At 40.0% G+C, this 22,660-nt stretch carries 25 protein-coding genes; all 25 read left to right on the plus strand.

The window, feature by feature from the left end:
- The first annotated feature begins 62 nt into the window (after positions 1 to 62).
- The gene (locus tag CS948_RS00120) at positions 63 to 797 is read left to right on the plus strand and encodes an SDR family NAD(P)-dependent oxidoreductase (RefSeq protein ID WP_099289776.1); all 735 of its coding nucleotides are present in this window, start codon (positions 63 to 65) and stop codon (positions 795 to 797) included.
- A 26-nt stretch (positions 798 to 823) separates the two neighbouring features.
- A complete protein-coding gene (locus CS948_RS00125; RefSeq protein WP_255301811.1) occupies positions 824 to 1,861 on the plus strand; it encodes a ketoacyl-ACP synthase III in 1,038 nt (345 codons plus the stop codon).
- A gap of 7 nt (positions 1,862 to 1,868) precedes the next feature.
- The gene (fabD, locus tag CS948_RS00130) at positions 1,869 to 2,798 is read left to right on the plus strand and encodes an ACP S-malonyltransferase (RefSeq protein ID WP_099289777.1); all 930 of its coding nucleotides are present in this window, start codon (positions 1,869 to 1,871) and stop codon (positions 2,796 to 2,798) included.
- Between the two features lies 1 nt (position 2,799).
- Entirely contained in the window at positions 2,800 to 4,044 is a 1,245-nt protein-coding gene (locus CS948_RS00135) for a hypothetical protein (RefSeq protein WP_099289778.1), read from the plus strand.
- 30 nt (positions 4,045 to 4,074) lie between these two features.
- Positions 4,075 to 4,305: an acyl carrier protein gene (locus CS948_RS00140; RefSeq protein ID WP_222621205.1), complete on the plus strand. Its 231-nt coding sequence runs from the start codon at positions 4,075 to 4,077 to the stop codon at positions 4,303 to 4,305.
- Between the two features lie 12 nt (positions 4,306 to 4,317).
- A complete protein-coding gene (locus CS948_RS00145; protein WP_099289779.1) occupies positions 4,318 to 4,542 on the plus strand; it encodes an acyl carrier protein in 225 nt (74 codons plus the stop codon).
- Positions 4,543 to 4,546: 4 nt separating this feature from the next.
- The gene (locus CS948_RS00150) at positions 4,547 to 5,305 is read left to right on the plus strand and encodes an SDR family NAD(P)-dependent oxidoreductase (RefSeq protein WP_099289780.1); all 759 of its coding nucleotides are present in this window, start codon (positions 4,547 to 4,549) and stop codon (positions 5,303 to 5,305) included.
- Positions 5,306 to 5,310: 5 nt separating this feature from the next.
- A complete protein-coding gene (locus CS948_RS00155) occupies positions 5,311 to 6,069 on the plus strand; it encodes an SDR family NAD(P)-dependent oxidoreductase (RefSeq protein WP_099289781.1) in 759 nt (252 codons plus the stop codon).
- 4 nt (positions 6,070 to 6,073) lie between these two features.
- The gene (locus CS948_RS00160; RefSeq protein WP_099289782.1) at positions 6,074 to 7,474 is read left to right on the plus strand and encodes an AMP-binding protein; all 1,401 of its coding nucleotides are present in this window, start codon (positions 6,074 to 6,076) and stop codon (positions 7,472 to 7,474) included.
- 10 nt (positions 7,475 to 7,484) lie between these two features.
- Positions 7,485 to 7,724, plus strand: coding sequence for an acyl carrier protein (locus tag CS948_RS00165; protein ID WP_099289801.1), 240 nt, complete (start codon positions 7,485 to 7,487; stop codon positions 7,722 to 7,724).
- A gap of 13 nt (positions 7,725 to 7,737) precedes the next feature.
- Positions 7,738 to 8,796: a ketoacyl-ACP synthase III gene (locus CS948_RS00170; RefSeq protein WP_099289783.1), complete on the plus strand. Its 1,059-nt coding sequence runs from the start codon at positions 7,738 to 7,740 to the stop codon at positions 8,794 to 8,796.
- A gap of 15 nt (positions 8,797 to 8,811) precedes the next feature.
- On the plus strand, positions 8,812 to 10,008 hold the full coding sequence (locus CS948_RS00175) for an ATP-grasp domain-containing protein (RefSeq protein WP_255301812.1): 1,197 nt from the start codon (positions 8,812 to 8,814) through the stop codon (positions 10,006 to 10,008).
- Between the two features lie 108 nt (positions 10,009 to 10,116).
- Positions 10,117 to 11,067 carry a hypothetical protein gene (locus CS948_RS00180; RefSeq protein WP_141560850.1) on the plus strand — a complete coding sequence of 317 codons (951 nt, stop codon included), beginning with the start codon at positions 10,117 to 10,119 and terminating at the stop codon, positions 11,065 to 11,067.
- Between the two features lie 10 nt (positions 11,068 to 11,077).
- Positions 11,078 to 11,929, plus strand: coding sequence for a polysaccharide deacetylase family protein (locus tag CS948_RS00185; protein ID WP_099289786.1), 852 nt, complete (start codon positions 11,078 to 11,080; stop codon positions 11,927 to 11,929).
- 65 nt (positions 11,930 to 11,994) lie between these two features.
- Positions 11,995 to 12,624: a sugar transferase gene (locus CS948_RS00190; RefSeq protein WP_099289802.1), complete on the plus strand. Its 630-nt coding sequence runs from the start codon at positions 11,995 to 11,997 to the stop codon at positions 12,622 to 12,624.
- Positions 12,621 to 13,640, plus strand: a complete 1,020-nt coding sequence (locus tag CS948_RS00195; protein WP_099289787.1) for a hypothetical protein — start codon at positions 12,621 to 12,623, stop codon at positions 13,638 to 13,640. The genes CS948_RS00190 and CS948_RS00195 overlap by 4 nt, the downstream gene beginning before the upstream one ends.
- Complete coding sequence (locus CS948_RS00200; protein WP_099289788.1) at positions 13,637 to 14,698, plus strand: GNAT family N-acetyltransferase; 1,062 nt, start codon at positions 13,637 to 13,639, stop codon at positions 14,696 to 14,698. The genes CS948_RS00195 and CS948_RS00200 overlap by 4 nt, the downstream gene beginning before the upstream one ends.
- A gap of 32 nt (positions 14,699 to 14,730) precedes the next feature.
- Entirely contained in the window at positions 14,731 to 15,324 is a 594-nt protein-coding gene (locus tag CS948_RS00205; RefSeq protein WP_099289789.1) for an MBL fold metallo-hydrolase, read from the plus strand.
- 9 nt (positions 15,325 to 15,333) lie between these two features.
- A complete protein-coding gene (locus tag CS948_RS00210) occupies positions 15,334 to 16,503 on the plus strand; it encodes a DegT/DnrJ/EryC1/StrS aminotransferase family protein (protein WP_099289790.1) in 1,170 nt (389 codons plus the stop codon).
- Between the two features lie 31 nt (positions 16,504 to 16,534).
- Positions 16,535 to 17,308 carry a polysaccharide biosynthesis/export family protein gene (locus CS948_RS00215; protein WP_099289791.1) on the plus strand — a complete coding sequence of 258 codons (774 nt, stop codon included), beginning with the start codon at positions 16,535 to 16,537 and terminating at the stop codon, positions 17,306 to 17,308.
- Between the two features lie 24 nt (positions 17,309 to 17,332).
- A complete protein-coding gene (locus CS948_RS00220) occupies positions 17,333 to 19,684 on the plus strand; it encodes a polysaccharide biosynthesis tyrosine autokinase (protein ID WP_099289792.1) in 2,352 nt (783 codons plus the stop codon).
- Between the two features lie 10 nt (positions 19,685 to 19,694).
- Positions 19,695 to 20,405: a tyrosine-protein phosphatase gene (locus tag CS948_RS00225; protein WP_099289793.1), complete on the plus strand. Its 711-nt coding sequence runs from the start codon at positions 19,695 to 19,697 to the stop codon at positions 20,403 to 20,405.
- A gap of 207 nt (positions 20,406 to 20,612) precedes the next feature.
- On the plus strand, positions 20,613 to 20,819 hold the full coding sequence (locus CS948_RS00230) for a DUF6132 family protein (protein ID WP_099289794.1): 207 nt from the start codon (positions 20,613 to 20,615) through the stop codon (positions 20,817 to 20,819).
- Position 20,820: 1 nt separating this feature from the next.
- Positions 20,821 to 21,168, plus strand: coding sequence for a MarR family transcriptional regulator (locus CS948_RS00235; RefSeq protein ID WP_099289795.1), 348 nt, complete (start codon positions 20,821 to 20,823; stop codon positions 21,166 to 21,168).
- Between the two features lies 1 nt (position 21,169).
- On the plus strand, positions 21,170 to 22,207 hold the full coding sequence (locus CS948_RS00240; RefSeq protein ID WP_099289796.1) for a TQO small subunit DoxD: 1,038 nt from the start codon (positions 21,170 to 21,172) through the stop codon (positions 22,205 to 22,207).
- Positions 22,208 to 22,660 lie beyond the last annotated feature (453 nt).

A 22,660-nucleotide genomic window follows, 5' to 3' on the forward strand; every position in this document is an offset into this window, starting at 1 on the left:
GATGAATTGAATGAAAGATATAAGCGGTTCATTCGTGTAAATTGATATTAAAAAAATAAAAAATGAATTCGGAATTTTTGTTGAATACTAAGACCGTACTGGTCACTGGGGCTTCTTCCGGTATTGGGAAACAAATTGCTTTGCGCTGTTCTGAAGCGGGGTGCTCTTCCATTGTCGTAGGACGGAATGAAGAGCGTTTGAATAATGTTTATCAAGCACTGGAGGGTGATAATAAATTAAAGTTTATTTGTGATTTATCTGATGAAAAAGAGATTGTTGCATTAGTGTCTTCTCTTCCCCCGCTTGATGGAGTTGTTTTGTGTGCAGGAATGGTAAAAACGTCACCTGTAAAATATAATTCACGAGCCGGCGTAGAAGAGGTATTTAAAACAAACACTTTTTCTAATATCGCTTTGCTTCAATATTTACTGCGTCAAAACAAGATTAATAAAGGTGCATCAGTTATATTTATTTCATCGGTGGCTTCGTTAAAGCCTTATAAAGGAAATTCGCTGTATTCAGCTTCTAAAGGTGCGATAAATTCTTTTGCGAAAGTAATGGCTTTGGAATGCGGAGTTAAAAGTATACGTGTAAATTGTATTCATCCGGGTATTATTCGTACAAAATCTGAGAGTAATTTCTCCGAAGAGGATATGGCCAAACAGGCTGCTATGATTCCGTTAGGTTTTGGAACTCCTGATGATATTGCTTATGGATGTATCTATTTACTTTCCGATGCCGGTAGATGGATTACCGGTACCGACTTGATTATTGACGGAGGACAGGCAATTAGTTAATTACTTACATGTAAATATATAGTGTAATGAAAGTATTGATAAAGAATGTAAAGATCAAGGCTGTGGCAACTTGTCTTCCGGAGAAGACGTTTGAAATGGATTCCTTGAAAGGCGAGTACGAGGAGAAGGAGATTGATAATGTAAAGAAAACGACGGGTGTTGTCCGGGTGCATGTGGCGGGACAGAATCAAACGACCTCGGACTTATGCTTTGAAGCCGCCGAATTTTTGATAAAAAATGAAAAAATCGATCGGGATATAATTGATGGAGTTGTGTTTGTTTCTCAAACCTTTGATTATCTATATCCGGCTACCTCTGTGGTTCTACAGCATAAACTCGGATTATCGCAGGAAACCATTTGCTTTGACATATCCTACGGGTGTTCCGGATATTTGTATGGCTTATTTCAAGCGGCATCCATGATTCATTCCGGGGCATGTAAAAACGTGTTGCTAATGGCCGGAGATACGAATACAAAGATATTGAATCCGAGTAATCTCGGGGCAAGGATGGTTTTTGGCGATTGCGGTTCGGCAACGTTAATTTCAGAAGGTAATTCTTCAATCGGTTTCCATTTATGTTCCAATGGAGCGGGAGCCAATACCGTGATAAATGTTAATGGCGGTTTCCGTCATTGGCCGGATAACGTGGGGAAATTGGATTATAGTAAGAATGCCAATAAAGGGGATGATGTTTTTGCGTTTATAGTATCGTGTGGTACCAAAAGTATTAAAACGATGCTGGAATTTATGGAATGGGATAAGGATGAAGTAGATTTTTACGCTTTGCATCAAGCGACTAAGTTTACATTGGATTTTATGAAGAAGAAGATGAAACTTGATCAAGAAAAAGCTCCTTTTAATATTAAGAATTATGGGAATACCGGACCTACGACAGTTCCTTTGGTGTTGACCGATTACGCGAATGGAATAACAAAACCGGATACACGTCAGTGGCACAAGGTCGTGTTGGCGGCCTATGGTGTCGGATTATCATGGGGAAGTGCCGCTTGTGATCTGTCGGAAACGAATATTTACAAACCGATTAACCAAGATTTGAGATAATTTTTATATGAAAGTTTTCATGTTTCCGGGGCAAGGATGCCAGCACGAAGGAATGGGAAAGGAATTGTATGACCGTTTTCCTAAAGCTAGAGATATTTTTGAAAGAGCAAACGATTTGTTGGGGAGAAGGATAACCGATGTCATGTTTTATGGTACAGAGTTGGAGCTGATGGAAACTCGAAATACACAACCTGCAGTTTTCTTGTATGAAGTTGCATTGGCTTTAGCTCAGGAAGAACTGAAGCCGGATCTGGTTGCCGGACATTCGTTGGGAGAGTTTGCCGCTCTTGTTGTAAACGGCACTATTAGTTTTGAAGATGGATTGAATTTGGTATTGCATAGGGCGTTGATTGCTCAAAAGGCTTGCGAAACAGTAAAAACAGCTATGGGGGCAGTTATCGGACTTCCCGATGAATATATAGCCCGAAGAATTAAAGAAATTTGGGATGAAACCGGAGAGCCGATTTATTTTGCCAATTATAATGGACCGGGACAAGTTGTTATTTCCGGTTCAAAAAAAGGTATTCGATTAGCTTGTAAGGCTTTTATGGCAGAAGGAGCCAAAAAGGCAGTTCCATTAATGATCGGTGGTAGTTTTCATACCCCGTATATGAAAGAAGCTCGTTTGGAATTAAAAGAACATATTGATAAAACAACTTTTCATACACCTTTTGTTCCTGTTTGTCAATGTGTGGACGGGCTATTACATTCGGAACCCGAACGGATAAAAGATAATCTGATAGAACACATTACTCATCCCGTGTTATGGACTCAAATGGTGCATAACTTGACAAAAGAGGGGGCAATGGATTTTTATGAAGTGGGTCCGGACGATACTTTGCAAAAAATTGTAGCCCGTATGTACCCGGATAAGCGTGTATGTTCGATTTGGACGCTTCCCTTGTATGAATCTTGCCAGCCATTAAGTATTCATTAATATGCAGATGAATCTTGTTAGCGGATTTTCATCTTTAGCCGGATTCCTTTGGATATTTACGGCTATAAATCCTTTTTATCTTTGGAATCCGCTTGAAAATAGATTGACAACACTCGTTGGGGTTTTGGTAGTTATAGCTACGTTGTTTTTGTATAATAGAAGAAAATTGTTTTTTACCTCAAAGAGATTATTGTTGGCTTTTTCTGTGTTTGTTTTTTTTGCTTATTTAACGTGGAGGTTGGATGATGGAATTTTAGCTACGGCAATTCGTTTTTTTATTTTTTTCCCACTGATACTGTTGGCTTTTTGGCGGAATGAGCTTCTGTACAAGGTGTATTCGCTATTTAGAAATGTAATCGTTTTTTTAGCCATAGGTTCATGCGTTATCGCCATTTGTGCGGTAACGGGGATTATACAGTATTTGCCCTATTACGAGTTGGAAGCACAGTCTAACGTTCATGAAATGGCAGGTGTAACCTATCGGGTGTATGGTTGTATCGTTGTTACGGCTAAAGGAGGCTTTCTATCTTCTGTCATTCCGCGGGCGTGTGGCCCTTTGCAAGAACCGGGACACTTTGCCATTATTTTGGGTTTTATATTTTTGATAGATCGATTTGCCCGAAATAGTATCAGTAAGTGGATCGTGATCTGTGGTATGTTGACGTTTTCAATAAATTTTGTCATCCTTGCCGGATTGGGAGAGTTATATGACATGATGGTCAATAAGGTAGGATGGAGAAAGTTGAAAATTTACCTGTCTTTTTTGTTATTTTGTACGATTATCTTTTTTAGTTTAGATGAAAGTTTACAAGCACAGTTATCGTTTTTACTTTATGAAAGAAATCTAGAGCAAATTGTAGGTTCTTTTATCTCAACAAATTCTTTACAGGGGGCTTTGGATGAACGTATTAACCAAACAGGGGCTTATTACTACGAACAGTTTACTCATTCGTCCAAGGTGATATCGGGTTTAGGCAAACTTGACAGTGAAGTTGTTCTTTCTGATTATCGCGGATTAATTCTTCTTTTAGGATATATCGGTTTGATTTTATCTGTAATTTTAGCTTATACAGCTTTGTTAGGTGCTAAATTTAGACAGGGAATATTCCTGATTTGTGCGCTATTTCTGGTTTATCTTCATCGGGCATGGATGATGCACCAACCTTATATATATTTTTTGATATTTATTGCTATTTGCATGTATAATTATAGCATATATAGTAAACGAGTTTACGATTCAAAATAAAATTAGTATTAATATAATTGAGTATTTATTATGATTACATTAGATGAATTTGTGCAGAGATTTGCAGCAGAGTTTGATGAAACTCCTATTGAAACTTTTACTCCTGATACAGAATACAAAAAATTGGAAGAATGGGGATCTTTGGTAGCGCTTTCAATTATATCAATGATTGATGAGGAATTTGATAAATTCCTTACGGGAGCGGATCTGCGTTCCGTGTCTACGATTAAGGAATTATATAATTTAATACAAACTCGATAAATTGATACGGATATGCAAAATTTCATAAAACAATTTGCGGAGTTATTTGAAGAAACGGATCCGGAAGTGTTTAAGGCGGGAACAAAATTCAGAGAGTTGGATGAATGGTCTTCCTTGATTGCTTTGGCATTAATCTCCATGATTGATGAAGAGTATGATATTGTACTTAATGGAGAAGATATTCGTGATGCGGTGACAATAGAAGATTTGTATAATAAAGTGTTGGAGAAGAAATAATATCATGGGTTACAATCCATACTCTCTGGACGGGAAGGTGCTATTGATAACCGGGGCAGCCGGAGGAATTGGCAGAACTACTGCTATCGAGTGTTCAAGGTTGGGTGCGAGCTTGATTTTGACAGACATAAATGAAGAGGGGTTGAAAGAAACTTTATCTTCCCTTGAGGTTGTTTCCGGTCAAGAACATCGCTATTATAAGATTGATCTTACCGAGGAACAAGAAATAGCGGACTTGGTCGAGAATGTACCTGCTTTGGACGGGTGTGTTTGTAATGCCGGAGTCATGAAACTTACCTTAACTCAATTTATTACAATAGCCGAGATCGAAAGGGTTCAGCGAATAAACTTGATAGCCCCGATGTTATTGACAAAATATCTCGTGAAAAGGAAGAGAGTGAAACGGGGTACTTCGATTGTCTTTACGGCTTCGGCGGGTGGTGTTTTTCGGGTTTCTGTCGGGAACGGGATTTATGCTACCACTAAATGTGGAATAGATGCGTTTATGAGGACGGTGGCACTTGAATTGGGACCTAAAGGTGTTCGATGCAATAGTGTTAATCCCGGTATGGTGGAAACCAATTTAGTGCGTAATGGACAATTCACGGAAGAAGATCACCGAAAAGAATTGCAAAACTATCCCTTGGGGCGATATGGGCAACCTTTAGATGTAGCCTTGGCCGTTATTTATTTGTTATCGGATGCTTCCTCGTGGGTGACCGGAACTGCTTTAAAAATAGATGGAGGGATGACTTTAAGTTAATACTTATGGAAAGATTGTTACAAGGTAAGGTTTGTATAATCACGGGTGCTGCCCAAGGTATCGGTAAAGCTATCGTTGAGCGTTTTGCCGGGGATGGAGCGGTGGTATATGCTTTTGATCGGCAGGTTGGAGTAATGGAGCAATGGGTAGGGGCTTGTGCTGAACGTTTCGGGACAAGAGTAATACCCGTTTGTTGCGATATTACGAATAGTGCAGAGATGAAAAGAGCACTGATGTCAATTCACAAGCAGGAGGGAAGAATAGATGTGCTGGTGAATAATGCGGGAGTGGTTTTCAACCGGAAGATGGGAATGATTGTTCGTGATGAAACGGAATTGATGTTTCGGGTGAATGTGATCGCCGTCTTGGAGTTGGTACAACTGGCCGCCCGATTTATGGCAAGAAATAAGACCGGTTCGATTGTGAATATTGCTTCTGTGACAGCTGTATTAGGATCGCCGGGACAAGTTGCTTATTCGGCAACAAAGGGGGCGGTTATATCCTTGACAAAATCGGCAGCGAAGGAACTTGCTTCACAAGGAATACGGGTGAATGCGGTGGCTCCGGGAATCGTGGAAACGGAACGCTTCACTGAGTTGTACGAAACCACGGGAAACAAGATTGATCAACGCATAGGAAAAATTGCTCTCGGACGTTTGGGGAGCCCGGAAGACGTGGCTAATGCCTGTGCTTTTCTGGCTTCCGAGAGGGCTTCTTATATTTCCGGACAGATTTTAGGAGTGGACGGTTGTGCGTCAATATAAAGGTATGGTACTGAATATTAATAAGCATGATGCTGATTCTTTGGCGGTAGTAGATTCTGCCGGAAACAAGTTGAGATATGGGGAACTGGTGGAGTTTTCAGAAGAATTGAAACGAGAGCTCCCCAATCGTTCTCTGGTGTTCGTTTTTGCCGATAATGACGCGGGTGGGATTGCTTGGAGTATGGGATTCATAAATACCGGAATTGTCCCTTTGTTGTTGAATCCTAAGATAGATGGGGAATTATTGGAACAGCTATACTCAATTTACCAACCCGGTTATGTATGTGTTCCAAGTAGGGATGCTAAACGATTCGGTTTTGGACAGAAGTTGAGTCGTTTCGGTTATTCCTTATTGAAAACGGGGAATATGGCTTATCCGCTACATGAGAAGTTATCGCATCTTTTACCCACGTCCGGTTCCACGGGCAGCCCGAAATTGGTGCGGCACAGTTACGAGAACGTGGAGGCTTCCGCGTTGAACATCTCGACTTTTTTTCAATTAAAAAAAAGTGATAGACCGCTACTTGTGTTACCCTTGTATTACACGATGGGGTTATCAGTTGTGTTCAGTCATTTGTTCGTTGGAGCGACTATTCTTGCCACGGATTTGAGTATGACACAGCGGGAGTTTTGGATTTTTTTAAAAGAACAAAAAGCGACGAGTTTCACGGGAGTACCTTACAGTTTCGAGATCTTGCGAATGATGCGTTTTTTCAGGATGGCTCTGCCCGATTTGGAGTTGTTGACACAAGGCGGGGGAAAACTGTCAAGGGAATTGAATCTTCAATTTGTGGAATACGCACAACAAACAGGGAAACGATGGATAGCCACTTACGGTCAGACGGAAGGAACAGCCAGAATGGCGTATTTACCGCCGGAATTTGCTTTGTCAAAGTGTGGTAGTATTGGTAAAGCTGTGCCTAACGGGGAATTGTACCTGACGGACACGGGGGGACAAGTGATTGAGGAAAATAATCGGGAGGGAGAATTGTGCTACCGGGGAAAGAATGTGACATTGGGGTATGCCTTGTGTAAGGAGGATTTGGCTTTGGGAGATACGCGAAACGGAAGTCTGAAGACGGGAGATTTGGCGTATCGGGATAGTGACGGATTTTATTATATCGTGGGGCGTACAGGGCGTTTCCTGAAGCTATACGGGACTCGGGTAGGGTTGGACGAGTGCGAGCATATCATTAAATCGAAATACCCGATAGAATGCGGTTGTGTGGGAACGGACGTGAAGATGATGGTTTACATTACGCGACCCGAACTGCAAGAACAGGTAAAAGGAGAACTGGTGGTAAAGACCGGGATTGTGGCTTCGGCTTTCGAGGTAAGGGTGATTCCCGAGTTGCCTAAGAATAACGTGGGGAAGATTTTGTATAGTAAATTGAGTAACCAATAAAATGAAAATAATAATAATGGAGCAGAAATATAACAAGGTATTCACGGAAGTCTTTGGTGTGGCAGAGAATGTTTTGAATGATGATTTTTCAAAGGATAGTGTAAAGGAGTGGGATTCCGTGCATCAATTGAATGTAATTGCATTACTGGAAGAAACGTTTGATATCATGTTTGAGCCGGAAGATATCATGGGTTTCACGTCTTATAAGACGGGCAAAGAGATATTGAGAGTGTACGGGGTGGAAATTTAACACGGTAAGACTTATGGCAAGGTGGGAGATAAAAAACGTGAGAGTGGCAGGAGTTGCGGCAGCTGTTCCTCGAAACGTGATTCATACGACGGATTTTGACTTTTTTACCCCGGAAGAAGCCGAGGTATTCAATAATACGGTTGGTATTAAGCAAAGACATCTTGCTTCGGATGATGTTTGCGCATCGGATCTGTGTTTTGCTGCTGCGGAAAAACTTTTAGCTGACTTGAAGTGGGAACGAGAGAGCGTGGATGTTTTGATATTCGAGTCGGTAACCGGAGATTATAAAACTCCGCCCACGTCTTGTTTATTGCAGGAACGGTTGGGATTTTCGGAGAATTGTTTCACGATGGATATCCCGATGGGGTGTTGCGGTTGTATGTATGCCATTACAACAGGAGGAAATTTATTATCTTCCGGTAGCGTGAAACGCGCCTTATTGCTTGTCGGGGACACGGCTTTAAGAATGGGATCCATGAAAGATAAAAGCCGAGTACCGTTGTTTGGTGATTGTGGTACGGCAATGGCGTTAGAATATGATCGGACAGCACATGACATCGTGGTTGATTTTCACTCGTACGGGAAAGGATACGAGGCGTTGATGACTCCCCACGGGGGATTTCGTCACCCGATCACGGAAGAGTCTTTCGTGTATGAAGATTTCGGGCACGGGATTGTTCGAGCACCCGTGCACACGTTGATAAACGGAATGAACGTGTTTTCTTTTGCGATTTCCAAACCACCCAAGTCGATAGAAACCTTTATGGCGGATTATAATATTGACAGAGATCATGATATAGACTATTTTCTTATCCATCAAGCAAACAAGATGATTGTTGATCGGATTGTTAAAAAATTGAAGTTGCCATTAGGAAAGGTACCATATAATTTGGAAGAATTCGGGAATCTGGGGGGAGCTTCTATTCCCTCGTTAATGGTGACACGTTTGCGGGAACAATTGATAAAAGAAGAGAAAACTTTACTTATGTCTTCTTTCGGATTAGGATTGACTTGGGGAACCGTGTGGATGAAGTCCCAACCGATGATTGTGCCCGAGTTGGTTTTGGTATAGTAATTTGAGAGTCTTGTGCAGAATAGATTTGATAAAGTTCCGGCAAACTATATGTATAATATTTTAGTACTTGATGGCGGAACGCAGGGACTAATAATAGTCAAGTCTTTACGTAAACTGGGTAACAGAGTCGTGATGATATATCACGGAAAACATTCGTACGCGGATGATTCAAAATATGTTTCGAAAAAATATTTCTGTAACTTAAAAGACGATACTGTTTTATTCTATGACTTCGTTGTTGATGTTGTAAGAAAAGAAAAGATAGATGCGGTTATTCCGATGTCAGATATGGCTTCTAAGTTTTTAAGTAAAAATAAAGAGGCATTATCACAATATGTTAGGTTCCAAGTTCCGGATTATAATGTATTTGAGAATGGATATGATAAAAACAAATTGATGAGTTTATGCAAGGCTAAAAATTATCCACATCCATTTACAATCAATTCATTAGAGAATATAGAAAAAGTCGGTAAAGAGAAATGCGTGTTTCCGCTATTAATAAAACCTAATCATACCTGTGGAGGAAGAGGCATGACGCTGGTTCATTCCTATGAAGAGTTATTGGAAAAATATCCGATAATTTATGCCCAATATGGTGATTGTCATTTGCAGAAATACATAAAACAAGGTGGAGCTCAAGTGGAAGTTCAGCTATACGTGAACGAGAAGCAGGAGTTGGTATGTTCGTCTGTCATTTATAAATATAGATGGTATCCGGAAAATGGAGGAAGTAGTTGTTGTGCCGTAACTGTTGAGAATAAGGAAGTGGTAGAGATTTGTTATAATCTGTTGAAAGATTTAGGTTGGGTAGGCTTTGCTGATTTTGATCTTATCGAAGACCCGGAAGAAGGTGATTTGAAAATCATGGAGTTAAATCCAAGAGTACCGGCTTGCGTTAAAGCGGCGATTGTTTCGGGTATAGATTGGGGAAGAATTATTTTAGACGAGTATATGGGAAATCCTCAACAAAAATACGAGTATCGCTATGGTAAATTTTTAAGGCATATCGGTTTTGAAATGTTATGGTTCTTTTATTCATCCAAACGTTTCAATACATACCCGAGTTGGTTCCGTTTTTTGGGTAAAAATTTGTATTTTCAGGATTTAGATATTAAAGACCCATTACCTTTTATTTGGGGAACCATGCATAATATAAAAAAGCAACTAAGCCCGTCTTTTAGAAAATCTAAAGATGGAACTAGAGTTTAATGGTTTGATATTTCTTGATTGGTAACACATTTGGGTTTCTACACGAAAATGACGGATATAAAGACAGTTTTGTATACACCGGAGTGGCACGAGAGGTTATTGACTTTCATGATTGCAGAATATCCTAATAGGAGTCGATCTTATCTGGATTGGTGGTTGACTAATTTGGATCATGGAAAACAGGAAAATTGGAATAAGACCGTGATCTTGATGAATGAAAATAAGATTATTGGTTGTACAACTGCTAATGAAACAAGAATGTCATTGCATGAAGGGAAAGAAAAGAATGTTTTTTTTGTTGCGAACGTGATTATTTCCAGTCATTTCAGGGGAAAAGGATTAAGTAAAATGTTATACGGTCATATAAATCAATTTACGAATTGGTTTTCGACAGGTATTACGGATATTGCGTGGAATATACAATCTAAGCTAATGGATGTATTCATTAAGCTTGATCCGGTGAGAGTGTATATTTCATTGAATCGATTTGTTGTAACTGCCGCTTTAAAGAAAATAGGACTTTTAAGGTATAAACCCGGAGAAAATTATCCCGATACATTTGAATTAAACAAGAACGAATTATTCGTGAAAGTCGATGATGTTGAAAAAACAGATATTCCTGAAAATGGTTATTGGATGGAGGATACAGTTGAGTTTGTTCGTGACAGGTCATTCTTGAAAAATAGATTCTTCAATATGTATAGGAAGGATGAGTATCATATGTATAATTATCTGATTGATGGAATAACGAAGGGGTATTTGGTCGTGAGAAAAACACGTCTTAGCGGGATTGATATGTTGTCCCTGGTGGATTTCAGGTGTAGCCGATCTATTTACGAGAGGAGAATGATGCTAGCTGTTGTAAAATTGGCAAAAATGAATAAAATAGGTATCGTTATCACCTTAACATCGAGAAATTATTCATGGATTTCATGTAACCCGTTGACAATAAAAATGAAAAAAAAATTGCATACTGCAACAGGTGATCCAAAGATGATGAGAAATGAAAATATTTTGATCACGTCAGCAGATTCAGATTTGGATTTTGTGTATTATTAAGTCAGGAATCATGAACATACTAACTTTTGATATAGAGGATTGGTGGGCATATGAATATTATAAACTAGGCAATAAAGTTGATTGGCTGCCTCGTTTAAATGATTATTTGGAGCGTATTTTGGATATTCTTGAGGAGCATGGTTATAAAGCAACTTTCTTTATTCTTGGCGAGATGGCTCGTTGTGCTCCGGATGTCGTTCGTAAAATAGATCGGGCAGGGCATCATATAGGAAGTCATTCCAATTCTCATACTTTTTTGTATAAATTTGATTATGCCGGAGCGGAAGAAGATACACGAGTGGGAATTGATTCTATCGAGCAGTTAATAGGTAGAAAAATCACGGCTTATCGAGCTCCTGCTTTTTCAATTTCGGATGAGAACAAGTATATCTTTGAAATTTTGCATAAGTACGGGATTGAAATTGATTCTTCGGTTTTCCCGGCTAATCGTTCTTTTGGCGGTTTTAATAATTTTCAGACAGATCGGCCTGCGATAGTAGAATACAATGGGATTCGTATTAAAGAGTACCCGATCCCCATGGTCACGTTGTGTGGAAAATCCGTGGCCTATTCCGGGGGAGGATATTTTCGATTGTTTCCTTATGGCATGATTCGTTCTTTCGTGAGGGAACACGATTACGTGATGACGTATTTCCACATGAAGGATTTTGATAATAAACAGGAAAGGCGTTATAAAGGATGGGAACGAGAACCCGCTGCAATACGTTATTTTAAAACTTATTACGGGCTTAAAGGGAGTTTTGGGAAGTTTCAAAAGTTGGTCAAAGACTTTGAGTTTATTTCTCTTCAAGAAGCTGATAATTTATTTGATTGGCAAAAACAACGAATCATAAATATTTGATTTTTTTTCTATCGTGTAATAGAAAATGTTTGTGTTTTTTCTTGTTGTTATAAAATTTCATGGTGGTGTATAAATATTTTTTTAAGCGTGTGATTGACTTTATCGCAGTATTCTGTGTATTGTCGGTTATTTGGCCGATTTTAGGAATTATTGCTATATGGCTTTTTTTCGCGAACAAGGGTGCGGGAATTTTCTTTGTACAAGAAAGACCGGGTAAAAATGGAAAAATATTTAAAGTCATAAAGTTTAAATCCATGACTGATGAGCGTGATAAAGATGGAAAGTTATTACCGGATGCGTTAAGACTTACAAGAGTGGGACGTTTTATTCGCGGGACTTCGATAGATGAATTGCCTCAGCTTTTTAATGTGCTGAAAGGTGATATGTCGCTTATAGGACCAAGACCGTTAGTTATCCAATATCTCCCTCTGTATTCCGCGGAACAAAATCGAAGGCATGAAGTACGACCCGGGATTACCGGTTGGGCTCAGGTTCATGGTAGAAATTTGCTTTTGTTGAGTAAAAAATTCGAATATGATGTGTGGTATGTCGATCACTGTACCTTAATGACTGATATAAAGATTGTTTTTATTACGATTAAAAAAATCTTTACCAAAGAAAATATCGGAGAAGGTGCGGGGAATATGAAGGAAGTGGATGATCTTCATTTTTTAGAGCGGTTAAAAAAACAATGATAGAATTTGGTTCTGATTTTCATGTGATAGATAATTTCCACGGGGAAAAATCTATCGTAAACTTTTATCCTAATTCCCAATTTTTAGCGGATGGAAGACAATGTATACTCTGGCTTATTGATTATTTTAAGTGGAAACGCATTTGGATGCCGGCCTATTTCTGCTATGAGGTTGTAGATACGATAAAGAATAGTCCAGTTGAAGTTGTCTTTTATGAAGATTCGCCTTTGGCTAACGATACATCCTTGATATCTAAAATAGACTTCAAAAAAGGTGATGTTTTATTAAGGGTAAATTTTTTCGGACTTCGGGGTTTTAGAAGTAACGTTGACATACCTGTTCCTGTAATAGAAGATCATTCGCACGATTTAATTGGAGAGTGGGCACAAAAAAGTGATGCAGATTGGTGTATCGCTTCTTTGAGAAAGACGATTCCTATTCCGGAGGGGGGGATTTTATGGTCACCGAAAGGATTCTTGGGAGAGAAAATTTTTCAACGTGTTGAAGAGAATGAAAGCCTTGCCCAAAAAAGGTGGCGTGGCATGGAATTAAAAAAGTTGTATTTACAGGGGAGCATTGATGATAAGAATTGTTTTAGAAATTTATACTTAGATACTGAGAAAGAATTTGAGCGGCTTCCTGTTTCTCGTCTGGATGATAGGAGTTTAGAATATATTGCAAGTTTTGATATCGTAACGTGGTATCTTCAAAAATCCGAGAATCAAAAAAATCTTGCCCGTATCGCCTCAGCTTATTTTAAGATACTTAACACGGAGAATAGTAAATGTAATCCATTTTCATACATCCTTTTATTCGAGGATACAAGAAGACGGGATGAGGTAAGAGAAAATCTTATAAAACGGCGTGTTTACCCTGCTATATTATGGAACATTTGTGATTCCCAGTCTATTGAGATACAAAATATTGGAGATAAAATTCTTTCTGTCCATTGTGATGGTAGATACACTGAAAAAGATATAGAGGAATTGAAACAGATAATAGAATCCGTGTTATGATAAACATTATTGGCTTGGAACACTCGGAACAATGGGACGAGATAGTTAAATCATTTAAAGAATATGATGTATATTATTTAAGCGGTTACGCTAAAGCCTTTCAAATCCACGGGGATGGTATACCAATTCTTGTTTATGTGGAGAGAAGCGAGTTGCGAGGAATGTGTGTGTATATAAAACGTGAGATTTCTCTTAACAAGCGTTCACGTGTATCTGAAAAAAATCAAATATTCGATCTGATTACACCTTACGGATACGGTGGTTTCCTTTTTGACGGGGCAGATAAATCAAAAATTGATGCAATGCTCGTCGAATTACAAGATTACTTCTTTAAAGAAGGGATCGTTAGTGAGTTTGTTAGATGGCATCCGCTTTTAAATAATGTGGATAGCCTTAGGGGTAAGATTGATATTATTGATTTGGGACATACTATTCATATGGATCTTACTTCTAAAGAAACTATTTGGCAGAATATTACGAGTAAAAATAGAAATACAATTCGGAGAGCGCAAAAATGCGGAATTGTAATTCATCATAAACAGGAAAGATATTTCCTTTCAATATTTAAGGAAATCTATAATTCAACCATGCGGAAAGATAATGCTGAAGAATATTATTATTTTGAAGATGCATTTTATGATTCCATTCACTCTGATTTGAAAAATAATTACGAATTATTTTATGCGGAGATTGACGGAAAGATTATAGCAATGGCGATAATTCTTTTTGCTAACCGAAAAATGCATTACCACCTTTCCGGCTCATTGGTAGAGTACCGTAACTTAAATCCTACAAATTTACTTCTTTATGAGGCAGCGTGCTGGGGGGCTGAACAAGGATTTGAAACTTTTCATCTTGGAGGTGGTTTAGGTGCTTCAAAAGACAACCTGTATAATTTTAAAGCGGCTTTTCATCGTTATGCGGCGAATCAATTTTCTATTTCTAAAATGATATATAATCAAGGCGTTTACGATTATTTAGTAAATGAACGTATAAAAGAATCGGATTCTTTTGATACAGGGTCACATTTTTTCCCTTTATATAGAAGTGGCAGTTAAGAAATACATCTCATTTTTCAGAAAAAACTTTGATGGATATTATTCAAGTGGTGAATGTTGTGTTTAATTCCAATACTTACGTTTTATTGGAAGAGGGGCATGAGTGGTGTTGGTTAGTAGATGTGGGGGATGTAGCTCCGGTGTTGGATGCTATTCCCAAGGGGGGAATGGTACGGGGAATATTTCTCACGCATACGCATTATGACCATTTATACGGGATTAATCGTTTGGTCGAATTGTTTCCGGATTGTGTTGTATACACTTCGGAAGCCGGAAAAGAAGGATTATTTTCTGATAAATTGAATTTCTCCAGATATCACGATGACCCCATTTTATTCTCAGGAAACAATTTGTGTGTATTGCATGATAATGATGAAATAGAATTATTTCCGGGGGAGTTGTTGACTATAATGGAAACCCCCGGGCACGATAGCAGTTGTTTGACTTACTACACGAAGAAAGTAATATTCACGGGAGATTCCTTTATCCCCGGCTTGAAGATTATAACATCTTTTCCTCGTAGTGACAAAGAAGAGGCTGCCCGATCACTACAATTTATTCTAAAGATTGCAGAAGGTCGAAACCTGTATCCGGGGCATGGGGAGTTTTATATTTTTAATGAATAATATATTAGAATGAATTCAAGAATTTGGATGTCTCTTGCCCACATGGGGGGAAGAGAACAGGAATTTATACAAGAGGCATTTGACACGAATTGGGTTGTACCGTTAGGTCCAAACGTGAATGCTTTTGAAAAATCTTTGCAGGATTTTTTGACAGGAAACGGCGAATCGGGAGATGGGGGCAGAAGTGTTGTGGCGTTGAGTGCGGGAACGGCAGCATTACATTTGGGGTTGATTCTGTTAGGAGTGAAGATGGGGGATGAGGTAATCTGCCAATCGTTTACCTTTGCGGCATCTGCCAATCCTATTGCCTATCTTGAAGCAAAACCGGTGTTTGTCGATAGTGAACCGGATACGTGGAATATGGATCCGGTATTGTTGGAAAAAGCGATTAACGATAGAATTGCCATGACTGGTAAAAAGCCAAAAGCCATTATACCGGTTCATTTGTATGGTATGCCCGGAAAAATGGACGAAATACTAGCAATAGCCCGAAAATACGAAATCCCTGTTTTAGAAGATGCGGCAGAGTCACTCGGATCCGAGTATAAGGGAAAAAAGTGTGGAATGTTTGGAGAGTATGCGGTACTGTCTTTTAACGGGAATAAAATAATCACGACTTCGGGCGGGGGGGCTTTGGTGTGTCCTTGTAACGATACTGCCGGGCGGGCGTTATTCTATGCCACGCAAGCAAGGGATAAGGCTCCTCATTATCAGCATTCTTGTATCGGGTATAATTATCGGATGAGTAATATATGTGCCGGTATAGGGCGGGGACAAATGTTCGTGCTGGAAGAACATATTAATAGAAGACGGGTAATACATGATTTATATGCACATCTGTTTGAAGGAATGAAAGGTGTGCGTGTGATGAGTCAACCGGAAGGTGGGGATTTTGATTCTAATTACTGGTTGACATGCATCACGGTGAATTCGAATGAAGCAGGATTTACGAGAGAAGACGTCCGTTTAGCATTGGACGCGGATAATATCGAGAGCCGACCATTGTGGAAGCCGATGCATTTACAACCCGTGTTTGCAAATGCTCCATTTTATGGCAATGGAACGAGTGAACATTTGTTCGAGATCGGCTTGTGTCTGCCGTCGGGACCAACGTTGACCGACGAGGATATCGCACGGGTGGTAAACGTCATTCGTGATTTACAAAAAACAAATTCTTGAATTTAGATCAAAAAATAATAATATTGAATATATGTATACTTGGGGTAGAATTATTTTATTCCTGTTTGGGGGAATGTTGCTCTTTTCTTGTGGTTCCCGTAAGAAAGTCGTGTATCTGCAGGATGTTGAAGTTAATAAAAGAATAAAGGCAGAGTGTGAATACAAGACCGTGATTCATACGGATGACTTATTATCTATTATCGTGTCATGTGATGATCTGGAATCGGCATTGCCCTTTAACACGCCAATGATCGGTTTGGGCAGGGAAGTAAATACCACGACTACCCAACAGATTCCGCGTGGGTATCTGGTAGATAAGAACGGGGAGATTGATTTTCCGGTTTTAGGAAAAATAAAAGTAGAAGGCATTTCGCGGAATGATTTGGCGGAATTATTAAAAGAGAAGTTGTCGGTCTACTTGAAGAATCCTATCGTGACGATTCAATTCCAGAATTTTAAAGTGACCATTTTGGGTGAAGTAAAAAATCCCGGCAGTTATAAAGTCGCTAGTGAACGAGTTTCAATATTAGATGCCCTTGGTATGGCAGGAGATTTGGGGATTAACGGTAAACGGAAAAATGTACTGGTGATGCGGGAGCAAGGTGACGAAAAAATCTTTACTCGTGTAGATTTGACATCGAGTGAATTTATCGATTCGCCTTTTTTCTATTTACAACAGAATGATGTCGTGTACGTGGAACCCAACAAGGGACGGATCGCGGGAGGAAGTGTCAGTGCTTTCTTGCCCTATATATTGTCAAGTATGTCGACAATCGTGGCTTTAATTACTTTAATCGTGAAATAGTGTAAATGAAATCGTGTTAGGTGCATGAAAACGAATAATCAGGAAAACAATTTATTACAGACGGAAGAAGAAGAGTATTTTGATCTGCGGGCTTTTTTCTATAAACTTTTGGCACGTTGGTGGTGGTTCGCAATCAGTGTACCTTTGTGTGTGGGATTCGCCCTGTACATTTGTTTTAGTTCAACTCCGGTATATAAAGTCGGGGCAAAAGTTATGATCAGTGATTCCAAAAAAGGAGAACTGGGAGTGAATCCCATGTTGAAGGAATTGGGATTTTTGCAAGGGAATATGTTAGTGGAGAATGAGATTGTTGAACTCATGTCCAAAAACTTGGTTATGGATGTGGTGAAAGAGTTGGAACTGAACATTGATTATACCCGGAGGAAGATGTTGCGGGATGAGAAATTATATAGAAGTACTCCGATTAAGGTACTGGTAGATATTCCCCGGAATATCAAGGACACGACAATCTATGTGATGCTCGAAAGTGCGAATAAAATAAAAGTGTATGATGCTGATAAAAATCTTGCATTCGAAGGGAAATACTCTACAGCCATCCCGATGGGAGGTTATAATATAGCAATAGAAAAAAGTGACTCTTTGGCTTCGGTAGGCGATGAGATCCGGGTGGATATTATATCATACGAGTCGGCTACAACTAAATTTCACAAGCAATTGGAAGTTGCTTTGCTTGAGAAAAACACGAGTGCTGTTCAGGTTTTATTGAAAGAAACAAATCCGGAGAAAGGGAAGGATTTTCTTTACACGATGATTCGTCGTTATAACGAGAACGGGATCGGTGACAAGCAACTTGTTTCAGCTAAAACGGTAGATTTTATCAACGAACGTTTACGGGTGATCAACCAAGAATTGGGCGACATTGAAAATGATGCGGAGAGTTTTAAAAAGGCACATCAATTGACTAATATCGCCTCTGATGCGGCGTTCGTGATGGAGCGTAAAAAAGTCACTGAAGCAGAGTTGTTAAAACTTGAGATGGAGATGGAGGTTGTAAAAAGCGTGAGGGCTTATCTCGAGGGGAATGAAGGAGAAGAGTTTAGAATATTGCCGGAGCGTTTGGGATTATCAGACGAGGCATTGAATAGTGGAATCAGTAAATACAACGAGTTGGTATTGCGGAGAGGGAAGTTATTGCTGTCTGCCCGCGAGAGTAATCCAATCGTAACAGGATTGGAAATGCAACTTCGGGAGTTAAAGAAAAGTATTCTCTCGGCTATCGCGAACGTGGAAAAGGGAATGGATATTAAAATTGCTAATTTAGAGCGGGAAAGCCAGCAAGTGGAGAAAAAATTGACATCTGTACCAACGCAAGAAAAACAATACCGTTCTATCGCTCGTCAACAAGAATTAAAGGAAAATTTATTCTTGTTCTTGATGCAAAAACGAGAAGAAGCCGAGATCGCTAAATTGATGTATGTGCCTATGGCGAAGATTATTGAAAATCCGGATCCGGGAGAACGACCGGTTGCACCGAGAAAAATGTTGATCTTGTTATTCGGTATGTTCATGGGGATAGCGTTGCCTGTCGGTGTGTTGTTTGTGATGGACTTGTGGGATACGAAAGTAAGGGATGCATCGGAAGTGGAGAAAGTTATACATTCACCCCTGCTGGGTACATTGCCTCAGTTACAAGATGGTAAGACTTCCGTTGATCAGGATGATTTCATGATGTCGGAATCCATGCATTTGATTCGCGAAAATCTGAATTACCTGATCAAACAAAAAGCGATTCCTGTGATTATGGTATCGTCCACGATCCCGAGAGAAGGGAAATCTCTGGTTGCGGCTCATTTGGCGAATGCTTACGCTAAGGCCGGTAAAAAAGTAGTGGTTATCGGTTGTGACTTGCGGAATCCTCGGCTGAACGAGTATTTCAAACGGGAGAATAGAAAAGGTTTGTCTGCTTATCTTGCCGGAATGGAAGATGATCCGGGTAAAATCATGGAGAAAGTGGATGATAATCTGTACGTGATATTCGGGGGAACCGTACCGCCGAATCCGACACAGTTGGTTGCCAGTCCCCGGATGGGTGAGTTGCTGGAACATTTGAAGAAAGAGTTTTCGTATGTCATCATGGATACCCCTCCCTTGGGAATTTTAGCTGACGGTTTCTCGTTGAGCGGGTACGCGGATGCTTGTGTGTACGTGATTCGGGCAAATGTATTGGACAAAAAAGGATTGCGAGTAATTTCCGATTTGGAGAAAGGAAATCGTTTGGAAAATCTGGGAATCGTGGTGAATGGAATCAAGTTGAGTCGCTCTGGAGGCTATGGCTATGGATACGGATACGGTTATGGCTATGGGTACGGTTATGGCTATGGTCAGGAAAATACAAAGAAGAAGAAGTCGAAATAATTTCTTTCCCATGGCTTGGTTTCAAAAAGAGAATAAACAGTATTTTTTTTACGAGCATGATATGCATTCCCATATATTGCCGGGATTGGATGATGGCGTGAAGACGATCGAGGAGTCGGTCGCTATCGTGAAAAGGATGTTGGCATTGGGAGTCAGGAGATTTTCTTTTACCCCTCACATCTCTTTTCCTTCACCCATGAATACCCCGGAGATCATACGGGACAGGTTGGACTTACTAAAGGAATGTCTTTTGAAAGAAGGGATTTCTTTGGATGCGGACGCGGGGGCGGAATATAAAGTGGGAGAATACATGCTGGAGTTGATCGAGAGGGATAACATCGCTTCGTTTCAAGGAAAAAGAGTTTTGATAGAACATAGTTTTGTATCTCCTTCGCCTTCTTTTGAAGAGGTCGTTTTCCGGTTACAGGAGAGAGAATATATCCCGGTGCTGGCTCACCCCGAACGATACCCGTTTTACGCGGGATGTATACTGGAACGTGCGAATACGTTGAAAAACAGAGGGTGTAAAATGCAGGTGAATTTGTTGTCCTTTACCGGGTTCTACGGGAAAGAAGCTACGCGTGGTGCGCAGATACTGTCGGATGCAGGGGTGATAGATTACCTTTCAGGGGATATTCATTCCATGCGACAAATAGAACATTTGGAGAAATTTATGAAATCAAAGAATTCTGCTTTTTTGTTCAAACGTATGAATACTTAGCTTTATTGAAATAATAGATGATTAACAAGGAAAACCTCGGGTGAGAAAACCCGAGGTTTTTTTGTGATGTATTTTTTATCGAGAGAATTTAAATATTTTCCATTGGAAAATTGTTTTATTGGAAAATATACGATACTTTTGTATATGTATTTCATTAGAAAAGTGAATTTATAAATTATGAAGTAATATAAAGCAGGAGGATTGATTATGGCGAAAGTATTTTTCAAACGATATGGTTTAACTTTGTTGGGGGTTTTATTAGGGGCGTTGGGTGGTTTCTTGTATTGGCGGTTCGTGGGATGCGCGAGCGGGACTTGTCCGATCACGTCCTCACCGCTATATAGTTCTTTGTGGGGAGCCGCGATGGGAGGCTTGTTGTTGAGTTTTTTTATCCCAAAAAATAAACGCAATTAGTATGGATACCTTGTGTAAGATACGGGATATGTATCGGGCAATTGCAGAATTTGAAGCTCGTTTCGAGAAAGTTTATCAATTGGGTTTGAACGAGGGGATGGTCTTGTGCTGTCTCTCCAGAATGGAAAAACTTTCTTCCGGGGAGATTGCCGAGCAATTGAATTTAACAAATTCGAATACCTCGAAAGTGATTAAATCCATGGAAAGTAAAGGTTTTATCCGACGAACCATCGGGGATAATGACAAGCGGCAGATGAATTTTTCCCTGACGTCCGAGGGAGAAATGAAAATTAGGGAAATAGAGGGGGGAAGCATTGAAATACCGGAATTACTAAAAAAACTATTATAATATGGCTTCTCTGGATAAACAAAATGTTACAGGCTCGTACGCGTTAACGGGTTTGTTCACGCTGGCTTTGCGTTTGGTGGTAGGTTGGACTTATTTTTCGGCCTTTTGGCGTCGTTTGGTACTGGAAAACAAATTGATACCCGATACCGCCGGGTATATCGGAGAAAAGTTTAATCACTTTCTCCCGAATTCGATAGGTATAAAATCCGTTATCGAATACTTGGTTACTCACCCGGAATTGTTATGGTGGGCGATGGTTGTTTTCACGTTGGTGGAATGTATTGTGGGATTGTCTTTTATGCTCGGGTTCTTTACACGTCTGATGAGTGTGGGAGTGATGGCGTTGGCAGGAGGTATTCTACTCGGTTCCGGTTGGTTGGGAACCACGTGTCTGGATGAATGGCAAATCGGAATACTTGGTGTTGCGGCGGGATTCACGATTTTCTTGTCCGGGGGAGGGCGATATTCGGCGGATCACTTTCTACTCTCCCAAATAACGTGGTTACGTGATCGCCAATGGTCGCGATGGTTGACTTCCGGTGACTTGCCGTTATCTGTAAAACAAGTGAATCGAGTGGTCATGGTTGGTTCTGTCGCCATCCTGTTCTTGACGCTCTTCACGAATCAGGTTTTTCATAATGGTGTTTGGGGACCTTTACACAATAAATCTGTGAAACCGAAGATTGAAATTTCTGATGCAAGTATCAAACAAGGGGAATTGCAGTTTACGGTCTATCGGGTAGAGGGGGTTGATGTGTACGGCTCATTCTTGATCGGGATTACGCTAAAAGATACAGCGGGAAATATTGTGTTTGATAAAAATGGGGAAGAGTTGTCCCGTTTCCCGGGAACAGGCATTCAAAACAAGTACGTCGCGAAGGTGCAGCCCGGCAAGCATAGTCTGGTGCTCCCTTTGGGGGGAAAGGCGGAGTTGACGATCCGGGATGAGGCTATCACGGGATTACCTGTCGGAAAATACGAGTTAATCCTTACAGATATAAGCGGTATCACTTGGAATCAGGATGTTTTTGTGAAATAAGGAAGATTCTTTGATATAACTTTTAAGAGGTCGACCGGGAAGTAAAATTCTCGGTCGTTTCTTTTTTAGTTTCTTGTGTAGCTGTTTTTTTTACTGTTTTGCCGGTGATATTCAACCGTGAAGTCATGCGGGCAAGACGTTCATGTAATTTGTGTGACCAATAAGAGGACCCAATATAATCCTACCGAAGAACTAGGGTAATCAGTACATGGGGCTGTGTTTGCTATCGTGCATCTTCGGTGTTTCTATATGGAAAATAATAGGATGTACGGGGTATGAACGGAGGAAGACCGGAGATGGGGTATGATTACGGTATTACTTGGATATGTATTACCCTGAAAAAAGTTTACTGTAAACCATAGTAAACCAATGTCAGAATTAGCAAAAATTATCAAACATCGTCATTTCCCCGTTCGGGTAAAATTGTCGGCAGTTCGTGATCGTTTGATCGAG

It is taken from the genome of Butyricimonas sp. Marseille-P3923, from assembly GCF_900184685.1.
GTDB lineage: Bacteria > Bacteroidota > Bacteroidia > Bacteroidales > Marinifilaceae > Butyricimonas > Butyricimonas muris.

Bases quoted from the DNA above. Each gene is read 5' to 3' on its own strand.
- CS948_RS00215 (WP_099289791.1), top strand. From the start codon at position 16,535: ATGTATACTTGGGGTAGAATTATTTTATTCCTGTTTGGGGGAATGTTG.
- CS948_RS00200 (WP_099289788.1), top strand. From the start codon at position 13,637: ATGATAAACATTATTGGCTTGGAACACTCGGAACAATGGGACGAGATA.
- CS948_RS00225 (WP_099289793.1), top strand. From the start codon at position 19,695: ATGGCTTGGTTTCAAAAAGAGAATAAACAGTATTTTTTTTACGAGCAT.
- CS948_RS00145 (WP_099289779.1), top strand. From the start codon at position 4,318: ATGCAAAATTTCATAAAACAATTTGCGGAGTTATTTGAAGAAACGGAT.
- CS948_RS00210 (WP_099289790.1), top strand. From the start codon at position 15,334: ATGAATTCAAGAATTTGGATGTCTCTTGCCCACATGGGGGGAAGAGAA.
- CS948_RS00120 (WP_099289776.1), top strand. From the start codon at position 63: ATGAATTCGGAATTTTTGTTGAATACTAAGACCGTACTGGTCACTGGG.
- CS948_RS00170 (WP_099289783.1), top strand. From the start codon at position 7,738: ATGGCAAGGTGGGAGATAAAAAACGTGAGAGTGGCAGGAGTTGCGGCA.
- CS948_RS00125 (WP_255301811.1), top strand. From the start codon at position 824: ATGAAAGTATTGATAAAGAATGTAAAGATCAAGGCTGTGGCAACTTGT.
- CS948_RS00180 (WP_141560850.1), top strand. From the start codon at position 10,117: ATGATTGCAGAATATCCTAATAGGAGTCGATCTTATCTGGATTGGTGG.
- CS948_RS00185 (WP_099289786.1), top strand. From the start codon at position 11,078: ATGAACATACTAACTTTTGATATAGAGGATTGGTGGGCATATGAATAT.
- CS948_RS00230 (WP_099289794.1), top strand. From the start codon at position 20,613: ATGGCGAAAGTATTTTTCAAACGATATGGTTTAACTTTGTTGGGGGTT.
- CS948_RS00140 (WP_222621205.1), top strand. From the start codon at position 4,075: ATGATTACATTAGATGAATTTGTGCAGAGATTTGCAGCAGAGTTTGAT.
- CS948_RS00195 (WP_099289787.1), top strand. From the start codon at position 12,621: ATGATAGAATTTGGTTCTGATTTTCATGTGATAGATAATTTCCACGGG.
- CS948_RS00160 (WP_099289782.1), top strand. From the start codon at position 6,074: ATGGTACTGAATATTAATAAGCATGATGCTGATTCTTTGGCGGTAGTA.
- CS948_RS00235 (WP_099289795.1), top strand. From the start codon at position 20,821: ATGGATACCTTGTGTAAGATACGGGATATGTATCGGGCAATTGCAGAA.
- CS948_RS00155 (WP_099289781.1), top strand. From the start codon at position 5,311: ATGGAAAGATTGTTACAAGGTAAGGTTTGTATAATCACGGGTGCTGCC.
- CS948_RS00205 (WP_099289789.1), top strand. From the start codon at position 14,731: ATGGATATTATTCAAGTGGTGAATGTTGTGTTTAATTCCAATACTTAC.
- CS948_RS00150 (WP_099289780.1), top strand. From the start codon at position 4,547: ATGGGTTACAATCCATACTCTCTGGACGGGAAGGTGCTATTGATAACC.
- CS948_RS00135 (WP_099289778.1), top strand. From the start codon at position 2,800: ATGCAGATGAATCTTGTTAGCGGATTTTCATCTTTAGCCGGATTCCTT.
- CS948_RS00220 (WP_099289792.1), top strand. From the start codon at position 17,333: ATGAAAACGAATAATCAGGAAAACAATTTATTACAGACGGAAGAAGAA.
- CS948_RS00240 (WP_099289796.1), top strand. From the start codon at position 21,170: ATGGCTTCTCTGGATAAACAAAATGTTACAGGCTCGTACGCGTTAACG.
- fabD (WP_099289777.1), top strand. From the start codon at position 1,869: ATGAAAGTTTTCATGTTTCCGGGGCAAGGATGCCAGCACGAAGGAATG.